The sequence below is a fragment of the Mucilaginibacter sp. AK015 genome (assembly GCF_014200785.1).
GTDB lineage: Bacteria > Bacteroidota > Bacteroidia > Sphingobacteriales > Sphingobacteriaceae > Mucilaginibacter.
The window spans coordinates 480,493-498,578 of sequence record NZ_JACHCV010000002.1; the positions used below are offsets into that span (position 1 = coordinate 480,493).

17 protein-coding genes and 1 riboswitch are annotated in these 18,086 nt (G+C 44.8%); of the genes, 9 read left to right on the plus strand and 8 right to left on the minus strand.

Annotated elements, in window-relative coordinates:
* Positions 1-174 precede the first annotated feature (174 nt).
* Positions 175-1,464, plus strand: a complete 1,290-nt coding sequence (locus HDC91_RS11470) for an HAD-IB family phosphatase (RefSeq protein WP_183552178.1) — start codon at positions 175-177, stop codon at positions 1,462-1,464.
* A gap of 82 nt (positions 1,465-1,546) precedes the next feature.
* Here HDC91_RS11470 and HDC91_RS11475 read toward each other — a convergent pair whose 3' ends face one another.
* Entirely contained in the window at positions 1,547-2,023 is a 477-nt protein-coding gene (locus tag HDC91_RS11475; protein ID WP_183552181.1) for a universal stress protein, read from the minus strand.
* Positions 2,024-2,092: 69 nt separating this feature from the next.
* Positions 2,093-3,436: a voltage-gated chloride channel family protein gene (locus tag HDC91_RS11480; RefSeq protein ID WP_183552184.1), complete on the minus strand. Its 1,344-nt coding sequence runs from the start codon at positions 3,434-3,436 to the stop codon at positions 2,093-2,095.
* Between the two features lie 28 nt (positions 3,437-3,464).
* Positions 3,465-3,529: riboswitch (Fluoride riboswitch) on the minus strand.
* A gap of 113 nt (positions 3,530-3,642) precedes the next feature.
* On the opposite strand from HDC91_RS11480, the gene HDC91_RS11485 reads away from it, so the two are divergent.
* Together HDC91_RS11485 and HDC91_RS11490 are read left to right on the plus strand one after the other, a co-directional pair.
* A complete protein-coding gene (locus tag HDC91_RS11485; protein ID WP_183552187.1) occupies positions 3,643-4,596 on the plus strand; it encodes a tryptophan 2,3-dioxygenase family protein in 954 nt (317 codons plus the stop codon).
* A gap of 74 nt (positions 4,597-4,670) precedes the next feature.
* Positions 4,671-5,735: a branched-chain amino acid aminotransferase gene (locus tag HDC91_RS11490; RefSeq protein WP_183552190.1), complete on the plus strand. Its 1,065-nt coding sequence runs from the start codon at positions 4,671-4,673 to the stop codon at positions 5,733-5,735.
* A gap of 52 nt (positions 5,736-5,787) precedes the next feature.
* On the opposite strand, the gene HDC91_RS11495 is transcribed toward HDC91_RS11490, so the two are convergent.
* Entirely contained in the window at positions 5,788-6,534 is a 747-nt protein-coding gene (locus HDC91_RS11495) for a bifunctional 2-polyprenyl-6-hydroxyphenol methylase/3-demethylubiquinol 3-O-methyltransferase UbiG (protein ID WP_183552192.1), read from the minus strand.
* 7 nt (positions 6,535-6,541) lie between these two features.
* On the minus strand, positions 6,542-7,060 hold the full coding sequence (locus HDC91_RS11500) for a serine acetyltransferase (RefSeq protein WP_183552195.1): 519 nt from the start codon (positions 7,058-7,060) through the stop codon (positions 6,542-6,544).
* Positions 7,061-7,173: 113 nt separating this feature from the next.
* On the opposite strand from HDC91_RS11500, the gene HDC91_RS11505 reads away from it, so the two are divergent.
* Entirely contained in the window at positions 7,174-8,451 is a 1,278-nt protein-coding gene (locus tag HDC91_RS11505; protein ID WP_183552198.1) for a glycosyltransferase family 4 protein, read from the plus strand.
* The gene (locus HDC91_RS11510; RefSeq protein WP_183552201.1) at positions 8,448-9,197 is read left to right on the plus strand and encodes a glycosyltransferase family 2 protein; all 750 of its coding nucleotides are present in this window, start codon (positions 8,448-8,450) and stop codon (positions 9,195-9,197) included. Before HDC91_RS11505 ends, HDC91_RS11510 begins: the two co-directional genes overlap by 4 nt.
* A 68-nt stretch (positions 9,198-9,265) precedes the next feature.
* Here the strand turns inward: HDC91_RS11510 and HDC91_RS11515 are convergent, their stop codons facing one another.
* The 4 genes from HDC91_RS11515 to uvrB all read right to left on the minus strand — a co-directional run bounded on the left by HDC91_RS11515 (position 9,266) and on the right by uvrB (position 14,494).
* On the minus strand, positions 9,266-11,740 hold the full coding sequence (locus HDC91_RS11515; RefSeq protein ID WP_183552204.1) for a YfhO family protein: 2,475 nt from the start codon (positions 11,738-11,740) through the stop codon (positions 9,266-9,268).
* An 87-nt stretch (positions 11,741-11,827) separates the two neighbouring features.
* Positions 11,828-12,124, minus strand: coding sequence for a hypothetical protein (locus tag HDC91_RS11520; protein ID WP_162429610.1), 297 nt, complete (start codon positions 12,122-12,124; stop codon positions 11,828-11,830).
* Positions 12,125-12,130: 6 nt separating this feature from the next.
* Positions 12,131-12,388: a DUF4834 family protein gene (locus tag HDC91_RS11525; protein ID WP_183552207.1), complete on the minus strand. Its 258-nt coding sequence runs from the start codon at positions 12,386-12,388 to the stop codon at positions 12,131-12,133.
* A gap of 78 nt (positions 12,389-12,466) precedes the next feature.
* On the minus strand, positions 12,467-14,494 hold the full coding sequence (uvrB, locus tag HDC91_RS11530) for an excinuclease ABC subunit UvrB (RefSeq protein WP_183552210.1): 2,028 nt from the start codon (positions 14,492-14,494) through the stop codon (positions 12,467-12,469).
* 414 nt (positions 14,495-14,908) lie between these two features.
* On the opposite strand from uvrB, the gene upp reads away from it, so the two are divergent.
* The 4 genes from upp (at position 14,909) to HDC91_RS11550 (ending at position 18,086) form a co-directional block, all read left to right on the plus strand.
* A complete protein-coding gene (upp, locus tag HDC91_RS11535; RefSeq protein WP_183552213.1) occupies positions 14,909-15,562 on the plus strand; it encodes a uracil phosphoribosyltransferase in 654 nt (217 codons plus the stop codon).
* A gap of 55 nt (positions 15,563-15,617) precedes the next feature.
* Complete coding sequence (locus HDC91_RS11540; protein WP_183552216.1) at positions 15,618-16,343, plus strand: YjjG family noncanonical pyrimidine nucleotidase; 726 nt, start codon at positions 15,618-15,620, stop codon at positions 16,341-16,343.
* Positions 16,340-16,873 carry a DinB family protein gene (locus tag HDC91_RS11545; RefSeq protein ID WP_183552219.1) on the plus strand — a complete coding sequence of 178 codons (534 nt, stop codon included), beginning with the start codon at positions 16,340-16,342 and terminating at the stop codon, positions 16,871-16,873. The genes HDC91_RS11540 and HDC91_RS11545 overlap by 4 nt, the downstream gene beginning before the upstream one ends.
* 358 nt (positions 16,874-17,231) lie before the next feature.
* A complete protein-coding gene (locus tag HDC91_RS11550) occupies positions 17,232-18,086 on the plus strand; it encodes a UDP-2,3-diacylglucosamine diphosphatase (RefSeq protein WP_183552222.1) in 855 nt (284 codons plus the stop codon).

Sequence of the window (18,086 nt, forward strand, 5' to 3'; positions counted from 1 at the left end):
AAGAAAGTAAAAAGGATTAATGTAGAATAACGAATTTTGAATATCCAAACGTCGAAGTTCTCATTCATTTGATGTTCGACGTTTCACTGATATCAAAAGTGTTCATATTACACATCCATTTCGGCACATACGCAAAAAATTTGCACATTTGCAATTCAGCATCTCATACCCCAAATGGATCAGTATTTTATAATAGATTTCGACAGCACCTTTACACAGGTGGAGGCGTTAGACGAGTTAGCCCGCATATCTTTAAAAAATCATCCCGACAGGGAAACCATCTATAAGAAAATAGAAGACCTTACAAACGCTTCGATGGAAGGGCGCTTGTCATTCACAGAAAGTTTGGAACGCCGCGTTCAGCTGCTTTGTGCTAACCGCGGCCATCTGAAAATGCTGATAACTCATTTAAAGAAAAAAGTATCGCGCTCATTTTCGCGTAATACGGTATTCTTTAAAAACCACCAGGATGAAGTGCTGATCGTATCCGGTGGCTTTAAAGAATTTATTATCCCCGTAGTTACCGAATATCATATAAAAAAGGAAAATATTTACGCTAACACCTTTGTGTTTGATGACGAGGGGAACATTGTAGGTTACGATCGTGAGAACCCTTTATCGCAAGAGGGCGGTAAGGTTAAACTGTTAAAAGAGCTGAACCTGCCCGGCGAGATATTCGGCATTGGCGACGGTTATTCCGATTTCCAACTAAAGGAATCGGGCATGATCAAGAAATTCTTTGCCTTTACTGAAAACATCGAACGCAAATCCGTAGCAGAAAAGGCCGACCATATAACACCGAGCTTTGATGAGTTTTTATACATCAATAAACTGCCAAGGGCAATATCATACCCCAAAAACCGGATAAAATGTTTGATAGTGGGGCAGGTAAACGAAGAAGCTTTATCACAAATGAAACGCGAGGGCTACAACCTGCGACACCGCGACAGCATTGAAGAAAAGTATTTGGAAGAGGCCGGGGTTTTATTTTGCGACGAGGCCGGCTTGCCTAAACCCGAACAGCTTGTGAATGCGGGCCGTTTAAAAGTGATTGGTTGTTTTGGCCGTGTTAACCGCAAACTGGCCGAGGCCGCGTGCGAAAAAGGGATCATTATTTTTGACGACCCTAAAGCAAACCCACGTAATGCCGACTTTATACCACGCCGCGTAATTGCTTTTATGAACGAAGGCAAAACTCACATGAGCTGTAACTTCCCCGATTTACAGCCGCCGCGTATTAACAACGCCCACCGCCTAATACACATTCACAAAAACGTACCGGGTATACTGGCGCAGATAAACGAAGTTTTTGCCAACCATAACATTAACATTGTTGGCGAATTTTTGGTTACCAACCCGCAAATTGGGTATGTAATTACTGATGTTGACGCCGGCTATGATACCCATGTACTAAACGAGTTGAAAGCCATTGAGCAAACTATAAAATTCAGGCTGCTATATTAGGTAGTCGATGGTTGATAGTCCATTGACCATAGCAAGGTATTGACCATTGACGACTATGAACTATCGACCAAGGACCATCAACTTATTCCCCCTCGTCTACCAGCGGCACCACCAATACCGGCACATGCGAGTTTCTTACTACGCTTTCAGCAACGCTACCCATCAGCAGCCTGTCTATCCCGGTGCGATTGTGTGTGCCAATTACAATCAGGTCGGCATTAAACTCTTTACTGCAGCTTAAAATACCGTCGGCGGTCGATCCGTATTCGTTGAAGTGGGTAACCTGCAAACCCCTGGCATATTTTTTTATAGTTCTTTCAATAACACTTTCTGCCTGGTCTTTCTGTATATCCAGAATATTCATTTCATTATAATCGGGCGTTTGCAACGGCATGCCCAAAACCGTATCGGTATTGCTTTCAGGAATAATTGCCGGTTCTACAATGTGCACCAGCCCTACATGAGCATTAAAGGTTTGTGCAATGTCAAAGCCGTATGATGCCGCATATTCTGCAAACTTGCTGTCATCAATACCAATAAGTATCTTGCTAATTTTCATGTTATAAGTGCTTGGTGTACTTATTAAACAATCATCTGCAAATATGTTTTCAGCTAATAATACTTGTTGCTATACCCTATACTTCGAAAACATGCGTTTCAGATATCTCCCCGCATCGGGGTTTAGGTTATCACCCGGCACCTTAGGTATTTCTGTCCGCTGAGCGGAATATATGCCCTTTTCGCCGCTAAAAAAGTACGCGGTAAAACATGCCACTGCAAAAAACAACGCATAGTGGCCGCCAAACAATTCAATTCCCATTAAGGTGCAGGCCAGGGGCGTGTTAGTTGCCCCGGCAAATACCGCTATAAAGCCCAGGGCGGCAAAAAGGCCCACCGGGGCGTTCATTATTTCTGCCAGTGTATTGCCCAGGGTTGCACCAATATAAAACAGCGGTGTTACCTCGCCTCCTTTAAAACCGGTGCCTAAGGTAATGGCGGTATATATTAGTTTCCATAACCAGCTTAAGGCATGGGCCCCGCCGTGTTCAAATGCCGATACAACGGTTACAGCCCCCGGGTATTCCGCATCAACGCCAAGGCTTAAATAATCCGGCTTGCCTATAGCCAGGGTTAAACCAATGATTATGAGGCCGCCGATAACAGGGATAAGCCAGGTGAGCTTTATCCACTTTAGCCCAAATTTTTTTACAACATGTACCGCTTTAGCAAAAGCATAGCTTACCAACCCGAATAAAGCCGAGGCTACTACTACTTTGGCAAGCAGCCACAAGCTAACTGTTAAATGGCGGCCGTACAGTTCCTGGCTGATGTTAACTATATCTACATGATATAATGTATGGTGCACGCCCCACGCTGATACCGTAAGATCGCCTGCCAGGCCGGCAATAAGACAGGGCAATAACGCATTATACTGAATACGGCCAATGGCAATAACCTCCAGCGCGAAGATAGTACCGGTTAAGGGTGTACCAAAAACAGCGCCAAAGCCCGCCGCCACACCCGCGGTAAGTATCAGCTTTTTATCACCGGGGCTTAGCTTAAGCCAGCTGCCAAACAAGTTGGCCAGGCTACCGCCAATTTGCACGGCCGTGCCTTCGCGGCCGGCCGAGCCACCAAATAAATGTGTGATGACCGTAGTAACCAATATCAGCGGCGCCATGCGTTTGGGCACCCCCGCACCGGGCTGGTGAATTTCATCGATTATAAGATTGTTGCCGCGCTCGGCGCTTTGGCCGTAAAATTTATACAACAGGTGGATAGCAACACCTGCCACAGGCAAAAAATATAGCAGCCAGGTATGCCCAAACCTGAAGTGTATAGCCGCGGTAAGCAGCCACAGAAAAAGTGCTACCATGCTGCCAACAGCAACTGCTACGGGTATGCTGATCAACGTCCAGCGGATAAGGTATTTTAACAGCGCGAATTGTTTTGAAAAGATATTTTTGAACATAACCTACATGCAAATAAATAAAAAATCCATTTGAGCAGGCGTCATCAGCTTTGCAGCGGTTCAAATAGGCAGAACACCATTGCCTTGTTGTATGAAGCAAATATATTGATTAATTTGGATTTCAGGTGTTCAATTTCGAATTATTAACGGGAGGCAGCCAATCTAAAATCGTACATCTGAAATCTAAAATCTCGTATCTTTGCCTTATGAGTATCTCACCCGAAATTGAACAACGGCTTACCCTGCTGCAGGAAAAATACAACGCCATGGGACAAGACATGACGTCGTACCTGGACGGCTTGCTGCATGCCGATTTTTTAACCTATTGGGATTACATTCACCTGGATACGCTTTTGAGCCTGCAAAGCCCTAAAACGCAGTTCCCGGACGAAGAGATATTCATCATGTACCACCAGATAACCGAGCTGTATTTTAAGCTTGTACTGCACGAGTGCAAACAGTTATCAGGTGCTGAAAACCTCACCGCGCAATTTTTTACTGCCCGTTTAAAACGCATAAACCGCTACTTTGAAGCCCTTACAAATTCGTTCGAGATCATGGTGGATGGCATGGACAAAGAGCAGTTTTTGCAGTTCCGGATGAGTTTGCTGCCGGCAAGCGGTTTTCAGAGCGGGCAGTACCGTATGATTGAGATATATGCTACCGATTTTATTAACCTGATAGCCCCCGACCACCGCGAAGCCCTGCGCAGCGCCCCGGTCGAAGAGCAATTTGAGCAGATATACTGGAAATACGGCGCCACCGAACTATCAACAGGTAAAAAAACGCTTACCCTAAAACAGTTCGAACATAAATACGCCAAAACGTTTATCGAACTGGCTAAAAATGTTGTGGATACTAACTTTAACGCGCTGCTGCAGCAGCTGAAATATAAAGGTGAAAGTACAAACGCCTTAGAAGACGAGCTAAGGCAGCTGGATGTAAATGTAAATGTTAACTGGCCGTTGTGCCATTATAAATCGGCTGTGCGTTACTTAAACCGCGACCCCGAAGATATCAAAGCAACGGGCGGCACCAACTGGCAAAAGTACCTGCCTCCGCGTTTTCAGCGCCGTATTTTTTATCCCTCGTTATGGAACGTGGACCAACTGGAAAACTGGGGCAGGGCCTGGGTTGAAAAGGTTGTTAGCGAACTGTAATACTTAGCTAATAAATTGGCAGTTAGGCCTAAAATTTGCTACCTTGCCATTTTCTGAATTATATCTATACTACCATGACCGAAACATTGGACATAAAAATAACCAGGACCGCACATTCGCGCCTTGCCGAAACGGATTTTAGCAACCTGCCCTTTGGCAAGGTTTTTAGCGACCACATGTTTGTGGCCGACTATACTGACGGAGAGTGGAAGAACTTTGAAATACTGCCCTACGGCCCTATTTTGATGAGCCCGGCAATATCGGCGCTGCACTATGGTCAATCGTTTTTTGAAGGCATTAAAGCCTATAAACATGCCGATGGCACGGTTTCTATCTTCAGGCCCGATAAGAACGCGATCCGTTTTAACAAATCGGCAGAGCGCCTGTGTATGCCTACCCTGCCCGAAGAGGTGTTTATACAAAGTATAGCTGCTTTGGTTGATCTTGACCGAGAATGGATACCGGCAAAGGCTGATCACGCTTTGTATATCCGTCCGTTTATGTTCGCTACTGATCCGTTTTTGGGCGTAAATCCATCGGCTACCTATAAGTTTATCGTTATAATCGGCCCAACCGGCCCGTATTTTTCTAAAACCCTGAGGGTAAAAATTGAAACGCATTACACCCGCGCCGCCGAAGGTGGTATGGGCTTTGCAAAGGCGGCCGGCAATTATGGTTCGGCTATGCTGCCTGCCCGTAAAGCCGCACAAGAAGGTTTCGATCAGTTAATATGGACAGATGCCAAAGAGCATAAATATGTTGAAGAAATGGGTGCGGCTAATGCCATGTTTCTTTTAGATGGAAAACTGGTGACCGCCGAAGCAAAAGATACCATACTTGATGGTGTAACCCGCGATACGGTTATCGCCCTGGCTAAAGACTGGGGTATCCCGGTTGAGGAGCGCAAGGTTTCTGTTGCCGAATTAATTGAAGGTGCTAAAAACGGCAAACTAACTGATGCCTTTGGCGCCGGTACTGCCGCTACCATAGCTCCCGTTGGTTCTATCAGCGTTGATGGCGAAGAATACTTCCTGAGCGACCCGGCTACCCGCCAGTTCTCGCAAAAGGTGCTGGCCACGCTTGATGCCATTAAATACGGCCGGGCCGAAGACACCCACGGATGGAATTATATTGTATAATTTCTACAGAATATTATTAAAAAACCCTGCAAAAATGTAGGGTTTTTTTGTTTTACATCGTCGCCTTCACCACAATATATGGCGACAGGGCTTTACTATCAACAGGGATAAGCTTGGTAAATATCTTTCCGGCTACCCAAATAGCCTTTACAATGCCTTTTGAAATCGCCTTTTGCTCCGATTTATTCTCGAGCCACACGGTAAATTTGCCGTGGTAGTAGGTTTCTATATCCTTTAAACCCAACGCCTTACAACTATCGCGCAGCAGGTTAAGGTCCATACTGTTGATGTTGTGCTTATCGTAATTGTCCTTATCAAAATTCTTTTGTACCCAGCCGTTAACGCTCTTAAAATTTGGCAAAGTGATGAATAATGTGCCGCCGGGCTTTAGAAACTTAAGGTGTTCGTTAATGATGAATTTTGTATCGTTAAAATGCTCTATCAAGCCAAAGGAAAGTACCATATCAAACTTTTCGGCGGGCTGATAAGTAAACAGGTCGGCTTCTACGATATTTATATCCCCCGGCTGCAAATCATTGGCTGCAAGCAGTTTATTAACCAATGCGGGGTGAATAAAATAATCCAATAAGGTAGTTTTAAGGTGCTGATACTTTTTTAGGTAGATAGAATAATATCCCGGGAAGCCACCCAGCTCTATAGCATTCTTCACGCCTTTTTCGGCAATTATTTTTGCCAGTATATCTCCAAAAACATAATTAGGCTTTAATTTAAATATCAGCCCCTTACGCGATTCCCAAAACGATTTCCAGAAGGAACGGTCGGTTAAATTATTCTCCATTAAAATATTAAATATGGGCTTCGATTTTCTGTTCTAATATGCGTGCCGGGTTGCCTACCGCTATGCTGTTATCGGGTATATCTTTAACCACCACGGCCCCTGCGCCAATTATTACGTTGTTGCCTATTGTTACATCGCCAATGATACAAACGTTTGCCCCTACATCAACGTTGTTGCCTAAACGCGGACAAGCGGTAAAAGTGCCGTCGGCCAGCTTTTTGTGGCCAATAGTAACGCTGTTACGCAGTACGCAGTTATCGCCGATGATCACGCCCTGGTTAACCACTAAAGCCTGCCCGTGATAAATTATAAGTCCTTTGCCGGCTGTAAGCTTTCGGGGCAGTTCGATACCCAAATGCCATTCTACTAACAAGCGGTAAAGCATTAGGTGCCAGCAAAAAAGTATTTTTAGCAGCATATGGCGGTTTACAACTTGTACGGAACGGAATAAAAACAACACCAATCGCCCTTTTATATTGCCCCGGTTGGCGTTCCAATCCTGGAATAAATAAGCGAAAAAGTTCATGCCTGGTGCGCGTTTGCTGTTAAACCCCATTGATTGATGCAAATGAAGTATTCAAAAGTAAAATTTTTAATTTTAGTATCATTATACTTGCCCCGATAAATCAAATCTGCTGAATGAAGGTTGCCCTCATAAATACATCTGATGCCGGCGGCGGTGCCGCTGAAGCTTGTATGCGCCTGTTAAAGGCCCTGCAATTGCAGGCTGTAGATGTAACTATGGTTGTTGAGCATAAAAAACGCAATGTTCCCGCGGTTCACAGCGTTGACCAGGGCATGTTTGGCAGGCTGAGGTCGAAAATAAACTTTCTCAGGGAACGTATCCCATTTATGCTTTTTCGCGAACGCGACCCGTCGGTACGGTTTGCATTTTCGACAGCGAACGCAGGCACAGATATTAGTAAACTTGAAGTGATACAACAGGCGGATATCATCCACCTGCACTGGACCAACTCGGGGTTCCTGTCTATCGCGGATATAAAAAAGCTCATTGCCCTTAATAAGCCAATTGTTTGGACGCTGCACGATATGTGGGCATTTACTGGCGGTTGTCATTATTCGGGGCCTTGTAATCACTTTAAAAACCAGTGCGGCAATTGCTATTTTTTACGCGACCCGGAAGATGATGACCTATCGCATGATGGATGGCTGCGCAAAAAAGATATGCTTAGCTTCGCCAAAAACCTGTCGGTTGTAACTTGCAGCAACTGGCTGGCGGGGGTAGCCAAACAAAGTACGCTGTTGCAGAACTTCAGCATTCAAGCTATACCAAACCCTATTGATACGATGCTGTTTTCGCCAAAGAATAAAGCCGCAATGCGCGCGAAATGGGGAGTTGATCCATCGGCTAAAGTAATTTTGTTTGGCGCTGCCAATATCAACGACAGGCGCAAAGGCATAACTTACCTGGTAGAAGCCCTGCAAATTTTAAAGGACAACTATGCGGGCGACACGCCAATAAAAATAGTAATATTTGGCAAGAATAAGCATTTTGATACCAGTGTGCTGCCTTTCCCGGTGCACCAGTTAAATACGATAACGTCCCCGGCTGATCTGGCCGAAATATACAGTATGGCCGATGTCTTTGTATCGCCGTCTGTAGAAGATAACCTGCCCAATATGATCATGGAAGCTATGAGTTGTGGTACACCTGTAGCGGCCTTTAATACCGGCGGCATCCCTGATCTAATAGACCATAAAGTGAACGGGTACCTGGCGGAGTTTAAATCATCGGCAGACCTTGCCGAGGGTATAAATAACGTGTTAAATGTAGAAAACCATAATAAATATGCCGCTATTGCCCGTACTAAAGTGGAGCAGATGTTTAATAATGAAAAGGTAGCCGGGCAATATATTGACCTTTATCGGTCAGTTTTAAACCGGGTGAGCGTATGAATCCAGTATTATCCGTCATCACGATAGTTTATAATAATGCGCGTGATATTGAGCGCACCATGCTTTCGGTATTGAACCAAACCTATCGCGGTATTGAATATATCGTGGTCGACGGCGCATCAACTGACGGCACACTGGACATTATTAAACGTTACGAAAACAGCATTGCCACCTTCGTCAGCGAAAAGGATAAAGGCATTTATGATGCCATGAACAAAGGCCTGGCCCTCGCCACTGGCGATTATGTGATATTCATGAACTCGGGCGATGAATTTTACGCATCTGATACTGTTGCCAAGGTATTTGCTACGGCACCCGATGCGGACATTTATTACGGCGAAACCGAAATGGTGAACGATACCCGCGAAAGCCTTGGCCGCCGCCGCCACAAAGTCCCCCCAAAATTTACCTGGCGCAGTTTTAAATATGGCATGAGCCTAAGCCACCAGGCTATTTACATCAGACGTTCGCTGGTTGAGCCTTACGACCGCCGGTACCAGCTCAGTGCTGATATCGACTGGATTATACGCGCTGCTAAAAAAGCTTCGAAGATCGTTAGGGTTGACGGTTATGTGGCTAAATATTTGGTGGGCGGCATGTCAAAAGCTAAACACAAACAAAGCTTGCTTGAGCGATTTGATATTATGAAACGCCATTACGGGCTGATCCCCACCTTGTTTAACCATGCGGTTATCGCCTTTAATTTGGGGTGGTATTGGTTGATGAATAGGAGGACGAACGATTAACCGATTACGCACAAACAAAAAGAGCGATAGGTTCCCCCATCGCTCTTCAAATAATATCAACACAAACCTTATACTTTTTTAGCTTCCGGTTTTTTCTTTTTGCGTTCGGCATACACCGCGCCAGCCAAAGCCAGTACCAGTATAATTGAACCGGCTAACGAAATGTTTTCTCCGGCGTAGTATGAGGTAGGGTGGAAAATAAATTCAACCTTATGGTTACCCAACGGAATTGTTGCGGCACGCAGCAGGTAATTGGCGCGATAGTATGGCTGCTCAACACCATCTATCAGCATTTTCCAGCCCTTATCATAATAGATCTCTGAAAATATTGCAACCTGGTTGGCGGTTGAACCTGTTTGGTATGTTAAATGCTCGGGGGTATAACTGGTTAAGGTAATGGTAGCATTAGGGTCGATACCTATCGGTTTTGCTTCAACCGTGCTTTTGTATTTCTGGTCTATCATAGCTTCTTCCTTTGGGTTAAAGCTGCTGATGGCCAGCATTTCCTCGTCGGCATCCTTTACATACTTAACACTTTTTACAAACCATGCATGGCCGCATGCGGTAGCATTAGCATGCATGCTTGCCATACCTGTTTTCGGGTCGGCGGTGATGATGTATTTGGTATTCAGCATGTCCAGTACATCCTCGTTTATGCTTTTGGTGAACTGATTTTCCACCAGTTCGTCAAAACGCCTTAACCTGGCCGAGTGGAAACCACCTACCGTTTTATAAAAGTATGATGAGCGCGAATCGTGAAAAGGATCTGGCAGGCTCAGATCCATCACCCTAAAATCAGGATCCTTATCGCGCATAATAAATTCATCTACTTCGCGTGGTGTATAGGCCCGTCCTAATTCTTCTTTCGGAATAAAATTATCGTCCTTTAAGTAACGTTTATCCACGCTCCACATATCAACCAGTATAATACCCATAAAAGCAAGGGCGGCAAAGGTTGTGCTTATTTTTTGTTTGATAACGATATAAAGCAAGCCAAAGGCCAGCGCTATAAATATCAGGGTGCGTATGGCATCGGCACGTTCTAAAGCCTGGCGATCCTGAACCAGGGCGTTGGCCACCTGGTTGGCCATGGTAGCGTTACCCTGAAACGCCTGGGTAAGCCCGGAAATAAAGGTTTGATGATCGGCAGTTTTAAAGCTTAGGAACAAGCCCGGTAACGCTATCATCAGTAAGGTTAAACCGCCTGTAATGTAAAATGCCAGCTTAACCTTTTTAAAAATGTATGGTTTATCGCGGTTTACAAACACTTCGTTAAGCGCCAAAAAGCCCAATATAGGAAAACACAACGAAGCGATGACCAAAATTGACTCTACGGCCCTGAACTTATTATACAGCGGGAAATAGTTAAAGAAGATGTCTGACAGGAAAGGCAAATTTTTGCCAAACGAAAGGAAGACGCTTAACAGCACCGCCGAAAGCAGCCACCATTTTATCCTGTGCTTAACTATTATTAAGCCCAAAACAAATAAGAAGAACACAATAGCACCAAAATACCAGGGGCCCGATGTACCCGGTTTATTACCCCAATACATACGCTGCCCAACAAATTGCTCCGCCTGAGCAGGATCTACATTTTTACCGGTAAGCAGTTTTACAGTTTCTGAATTTTCAGCAGCAGGCGTAGCACTGCCGCCACCATAAGCGTTTGGTATAAAAAAGGTAAAACACTCGGCTACGCCCTGGCTCCAGTTGTAAGCATACTCTTTATCAAGGCCCGAACTTGTGGCACCTTTTTCGCTTTTTAAGTTTGGTTTACCGCGTATGGTGTAGTGGCTATATTCGTAGGTTGTCCACAACGACCCGGCATTTACAATTACTGCCAAAATAGTAGCGGCAAACAAATATGCAACCGACTTAAAGAAAGGCTGGGTTTGTTTTGCCTTTATGGCGTGGTAAAGCTCGATACATACCAGTATGATGATTGCCAGTAGCAGGTAAAAGGTCATTTGCACGTGGTTCGACCTTATTTCCATTGCTAAAAAGAACGCGGTTAACGCTCCGCCGGTGATATACTGGCCTCTAAGCGTCATAATGATTCCGGCAACTATGGGCGCAAAGAACGCTATGGCGTAAGCCTGGTTGGCATGCCCGGCATCTATATAAATAAAGTTATAGGATGAAAAAGCAAACGCTACCGCACCTGCCGCTGCCAGCCAACTGTTTAACTTTAACGTGCAAAACAACAGGTAAGCCCCAAACAGGTACAGCAATATAGTATCAACCGGATTAGGGAAAACCGTTTTCAAGACGTCGATAACGTAGGTAGTAAGGTTTTTCCCATACTTAGCCCATATCTGGTAGCTTGGCATACCGCCAAACATCTGGTTTGTCCACAAGGGGGCGCGGCCGGTGGCTTCCTTCACATCCATTATCTCTTTTTGCATGGCCTGTGCCTGCAAAACATCGCCCTGGTACAATATCTTGCCCTGCATTATCGGGTTAAAGAAATAGGCAAATGTCATTACCAAAAATATTGCAGCGACAATAAGATGCTCACTATTCCGCTTGATCCAGTTGTTCATTTAAACTCTTTTAGGGATAATAATTAATTTTCAAAAATAGAAAATTGGACGAGATTAGAAACGATAAGTTTTTTATAAGATATTTACTTAGCACTTGTGGGGCTGGGCGCTGAAATAATAGAACAGGAATATCATTAGCAATATGCTAATGATGTAAACTATGATATTAAGCTTATTATATTCTTCGCGGTTGCGGCGGATGTTGTAGACGTTGTAAAGCGCAAGGCCGGCAACTACCACCCAGAAAAAACTATTAATGGTACTGCAGCCGGTATATAGCTGAATTAAAACCGCCAACACAATACAATTGGTAAGTATTAACAGCACCGATGGCGGTGTGTTATTATGGTTGCGTCTGCGTTTATAAAGCCCTTCGGGTAACATTACAGATTATTTTATTTCTTCGTAATCTACAAATTCTCCCTCAGAATCCGGAACAGAACTTTTTGCGTCGGGTTTATAATCAACCCGTATACGGCCATCCGCCTTTGGTTGCTGTTGCTGATAGTAATCTTGCTGTTGCTGACGCGCCTGCTCTTGTGCTTTATTTATTACGCTGTTAAACAGCATAGGCAAAAATATACGCACCAGGCTGCGTATAATATATAACGAACAAATAGTAATAATTAAAAAACGTATTAAACCCATATGGTTTTATTTAGCTTACAAATATAAATATATAACGGAAAAATTGAATGGATAGATATAATGTGGAGCTATGCACATTTACGAAAACTTCTCTTCCATCGTTTTTTCCAGCGCGAACATTTCGTCGCGCAGTTTGGCGGCCAGTAAAAAGTCCATATTTTTTGCGGCAGCGACCATGTCCTTTCTCGTGTTTTCGATAGACTTTTTCAGGTCGGCTTTGGTCATGTACTGTACTATCGGGTCGGCGGCAAGGGTCATGGTATCCGTTTCAACATAGGCTTGCTGTACACCGCCTTTAAAGTCTACAACGGACGTTTGCTCCATTATTTCCTCTTTTGATTTACCAACCGTTTTGGGTATAATGCCGTGTTCCTGGTTGTATTTTATCTGTAACTCGCGCCGGCGGTTGGTTTCGTCGATAGTTATCTGCATCGAGTCGGTTATGGAATCGGCATACATAATAACCCTACCTCTGTCATTACGGGCGGCGCGGCCAATGGTTTGTATCAGCGAGCGCTCCGAACGCAGGAAACCCTCTTTATCTGCATCTAAAATTGCCACTAACGATACCTCGGGCAGGTCTAACCCTTCGCGCAATAAGTTGATACCAATTAATACATCAAATTCGCCCAGGCGCAAACCGCGAAGTATCTCTACACGCTGTAAAGTTTTCACTTCCGAGTGGATGTACCGGCATTTAATGCCCAGCCTGTCCATGTACTTAGCCAGTTCTTCGGCCATGCGCTTGGTAAGGGTGGTCACCAATACGCGGTCGCCCATCTTTATAGTTTTGTCTACCTCGTCAAGCAAATCATCTACCTGGTTTATCACCGGGCGAACATCAATAACAGGGTCGAGCAAGCCGGTTGGGCGTATTACCTGCTCAACCACCACACCACCTGATTTTTCCAGTTCAAAATCGGCCGGGGTAGCGCTTACATAAATGGTTTGCGGGGCAAGGCGCTCAAACTCCTGGAAGTTCAATGGCCTGTTATCCATCGCCGCAGGCAAACGAAAACCGTAATCAACCAGCGATATCTTGCGCGACCTGTCTCCGCCGTACATGGCCCTTATTTGTGGTACGGTTACGTGGCTCTCATCAATTACCATCAGGTAATCATCCGGGAAGTAATCCAGCAGGCAGAACGGGCGCATACCCGGTGCCCGGCCGTCAAAAAAGCGGGAGTAGTTTTCAATACCGCTGCAGTAACCCAACTCGCGTATCATCTCCAGGTCGTAGTTAACCCTTTCTTCCAGGCGTTTGGCCTCTATAAACCGACCATCGTCTATAAACTGCTTTTTACGGGTTTCCAGTTCTTCCTGTATGGCCCAGACCGATTGCTGAAAGCGTTCGCGGGGTGCAACATACAAGTTCGCGGGATAAACCACCATGTGGGTCATCTTTTCGATGGTTTTGCCTGTGGTGATGTCAAATGTGCTCAGTTCCTCGATATCATCACCAAAAAAACTGATCCGGTAAGCATAGTCCATATACGCCGGGAAAATGTCAACGGTATCGCCCTTAACCCGAAACGTACCGCGTTTAAAATCGGCGGTGGTGCGGGCGTATAAAATCTCGACCAATCTATGTAAAAAAGCATTCCGGCTAATACGTGTACCAACCGCGAATTTAAATACCGAATTGGCAAAATCTTCGGGGTTACCCATACCGTAAATGCAGGATATGGACGACACTACAATAACATCGCGCCTGCCGCTCATGAGCGCCGATGTGGTGCGCAAACGCAACTTTTCTATCTCTTCGTTTATCTGGAGGTCCTTTTCTATATAGGTGTTTGATGAGGGAATAAATGCCTCGGGTTGGTAGTAATCATAATAAGATACAAAATAGTTTACCGCGTTTTCGGGGAAAAACTGCTTAAACTCGCCGTAAAGCTGTGCCGCCAGCGTCTTGTTATGACTGAGGATCAGCGTAGGCTTTTGCGTTTGCTCAATTACGTTGGCAATGGTAAACGTTTTGCCCGAACCGGTTACCCCTAAAAGGGTTTGAAACGGGTCGCCGTTGTTTACACCTTCAACCAGTTGTTTAATGGCGTTTGGCTGGTCGCCGGTAGGTACGTATTGAGAAGTTATTTTAAAATCCATTATTACAAAAATAGTGATTAGTGGGCAGACATTTGTGATTAGGCTGTCAGGTTTGCTAAGCGTTTTAGTTGTAAAAAATGTCTCTGCAAGTGATAACCCTGAATACAACTCAATGTTTACACGAAGTAACGGGTTATGTTGACAACCCTATGTCAGCAGTGAAATGGTTCTACCGAAATCTTTTTTCAAAAGAGAAACTTGCAGGTAGATATTGCCGAAAGTGTTCACGTTCGGCACATTGCGCACCCGTGAACACTCGTGAACACCTGATTTTCAATCATATAACAATATGGCTACTGACAAAGCACTGTCACCAATTTTGTGATATATTTATATATGGGCTATCGCAGCTCTTTTACTAAATTATTAAACAGAGGTGCTTATGTTAGACCATGCTTATTTGTATATTTAACCATGCCAACAAATACTTTCATCCTGAATAAAACTAACAGTATTGCCAACCAGTTTTTGGCCGAGCTGCGCGATGCAGACATCCAACAGGATAAGTACCGTTTCCGCAAGAACCAGGAACGGCTGGGCGAGATACTGGCCTACGAAATAAGCAAAACCCTGCCTTATACGGCTACAGATGTACACACACCTTTGGGTACCGCCAATGTTAACCAGCTCACCGACCAGCCGGTAATAGCAACTATTCTGCGTGCCGGGCTGCCCTTTCACCAGGGGTTCATCAATTTTTTCGATCGAGCCGATTCTGCTTTTGTAACAGCTTGTCGCAAAGTTAAAAAGAGCGGGGCGTTCACTATCCAGATAGATCATATTTCTAATCCCCGGCTGGAGGGCAAAACCCTGATCATGTGCGATACCATGCTGGCAACAGGGCAGAGCATTGTTTGCGTTTGCAAGGAAATTATGGCGCAATACAACCTTAAAGCCCTGCACATTGCCGCTGTAATTGCCAGCACCGAAGGTATAGCCCACGTACGGGCCAACTTGCCCAAGGTACAGGTATGGGCCTGTGCCGTTGATGATGAAATGACCAGCAAAGCTTACATTGTTCCGGGCCTCGGCGATGCAGGGGACTTAGCGTTTGGGGAGAAGGCGTAGGGATTTACGATGGTCGATTTTAGATTTACGATTTTAAATGTGATAAATTTGCTTCATGCCACAATCCGAAATCGTAAATCGTAATTCTAAAATCTACAAACATATCTTCTTCGACCTTGACCACACCATTTGGGATTTTGATAAGAACGCCGAGGAAACCCTGCACGAGCTTTACAGCACTTACAAGCTAAAAGATATTGGCCTGCACTCCGCCGACCTGTTCATTGAAACCTATACGCGCCACAACCACCGCCTTTGGGCACAGTATCATTTGGGCGAGATAACAAAAAATGAGCTGCGCGAAGAACGGTTCAAATCTACGTTCATTGAACTTGGCGTACAGCCCAACCTGATGCCCGCCGATTTTGAGGATGCCTATGTTAGTTTGGGGCCAACAAAAACTAACCTTTTTCCGCACGCGCATGAAACACTGGCCTACCTGCAAAGCAAATACACATTACACCTTATTTCGAACGGGTTTAAAGAAGCTACCGAGATGAAGGTTGCGGGTACCAATCTTGCGCCTTATTTTAAAAATATCATCATATCCGAAGTCGTTGGCGTTAACAAACCCGATCCGCAGATATTTAAGCATGCTATTGAACTGGCCGGTGCAACCGTCCCTGAAAGCGTAATGATAGGCGACAGTATTGAGGCGGATATACGCGGCGCTATGGGCGTGGGTATGGATGCTATTTATTTTAACCCTTTTAATTTAGAAAAACCGGATGATGTGGCTGTGCAGATCAGTCATTTAAAAGAGTTAACTTTACTATTATGAACCCAACCAAAGAGCGGCGTGCCATTGATAACGCGTTAGATAAGTACCGCGAACTGGTAGATACCTATCACGATGAGCAGTTTGCCAAAACACCCCCAATTGGCGGTTGGAGTTACTCGGAAGTTTACGACCATATCCTTAAATCAACCTTAGCCGCAAGTATCGCCCTGGAGCGTTGTACCCACAACAATTGCCCCCCTACTAAGCAAGGGCCAAACTTTTGGGGCCGCTATTTACTGATAACCGGCTTGTTCCCTCCGTTTAAAGTAAAAATGCCCCAAGAAGTAGCCGCCAAAATAGCGCCTGCTAAAATTGATAAAGAGGAAGCCAAAAACCTGCTGGTAAAAACCCGTAAGCGTATTGATGGTGTAAGCATGCTGATAAGCGATGCGCCCAAAAACGCCCGCTGGCAGCACCCGCGTTTGGGCATGCTTAACGCAGCGCAATGGTTCAAATTTATTCGCGTACACTTACAGCATCATTTAAAACAGCTGGACAGGATACAAAATAGTTTTGCAAAGAGTGGTTAACCTGCTGTACTAACCAAAATTTCACGCCGTTTTCATATGATATTGTTAACTTGAGTTATTAAGCCGCTTTAAGGCGGTATGGCTATGTTTAATAATTATTTTAAATATTACGTAACCTTTTACATTTAACACAGTCTTAACACTGTAATAACTTGATAACGCGACATTTGTAAAAATAAGAAGATGAATTTTGAATTTACTTACTTGTTTGTAATAGGACTGCTGGTGCTGCTTGGCGCATTCTATTTAAGCCCTTACGAACTGAAGGTTAACGAAGAAGACGACGAGGAATAACCCTATTTGCCGGCTATCAGCAATTAATAAAATTAACGGCTATTTATTTAGCCTGTAAACTTTAATGGCAAAACGCGAAGTAGATATAGTCATCATTTCTGATGTGCACTTAGGCACATATGGGTGCCACGCCAAAGAACTCCTAAAATATCTTAAAAGTATCAAGCCTAAAATGCTTATCCTTAATGGGGATATCATTGATATATGGCAATTCAGCAAATCGTACTGGCCCGAAGCGCACATGAAGGTGGTACGCCGCATCCTTAAATTTGTTACCGAGGGCATCCCGGTGTATTACCTTACCGGCAACCACGATGAGATGCTGCGTAAATTCACCGATTTTAACCTGGGCACCTTTCGGCTGCTCGATAAGATAGTACTGAACATCGACGGTAAAAAAGCCTGGATATTTCACGGCGATGTGTTTGATGTTACCATGCAGCACTCTAAATGGCTGGCCAAAATGGGCGCGGTTGGGTACGATACGCTCATCCTTATCAATAGCCTTACCAACTGGCTGTTAACCGCGATGGGCAGGCCCAAAATGAGCTTTTCGCAAAAAATAAAGGCAAAGTTTAAGGACGCGGTAAAATTTATTAACCAGTTTGAGCAAACCGCTGCAGACCTGGCTGTAGAAAAAGCATACAGCTATGTGATTTGCGGGCATATACACCATGCCGAGATCAGGGAGATACAATCTTCAGAACAAACCGGCTCCGTACTGTACCTCAACAGCGGCGATTGGGTAGAGAGCCTTACCGCGCTGGAATACAACAACAAGCAGTGGACTGTTTTTAAGTACCGGGCCGAGGACTTTAAGCAAGATAACGACGAAGACGACCTGACTGACGCAGAAGACCTTAACGCGAAGCTGGACGTCACCAAGCTTTTAGAAAGATTTAAGCAGGAAGTACGATGA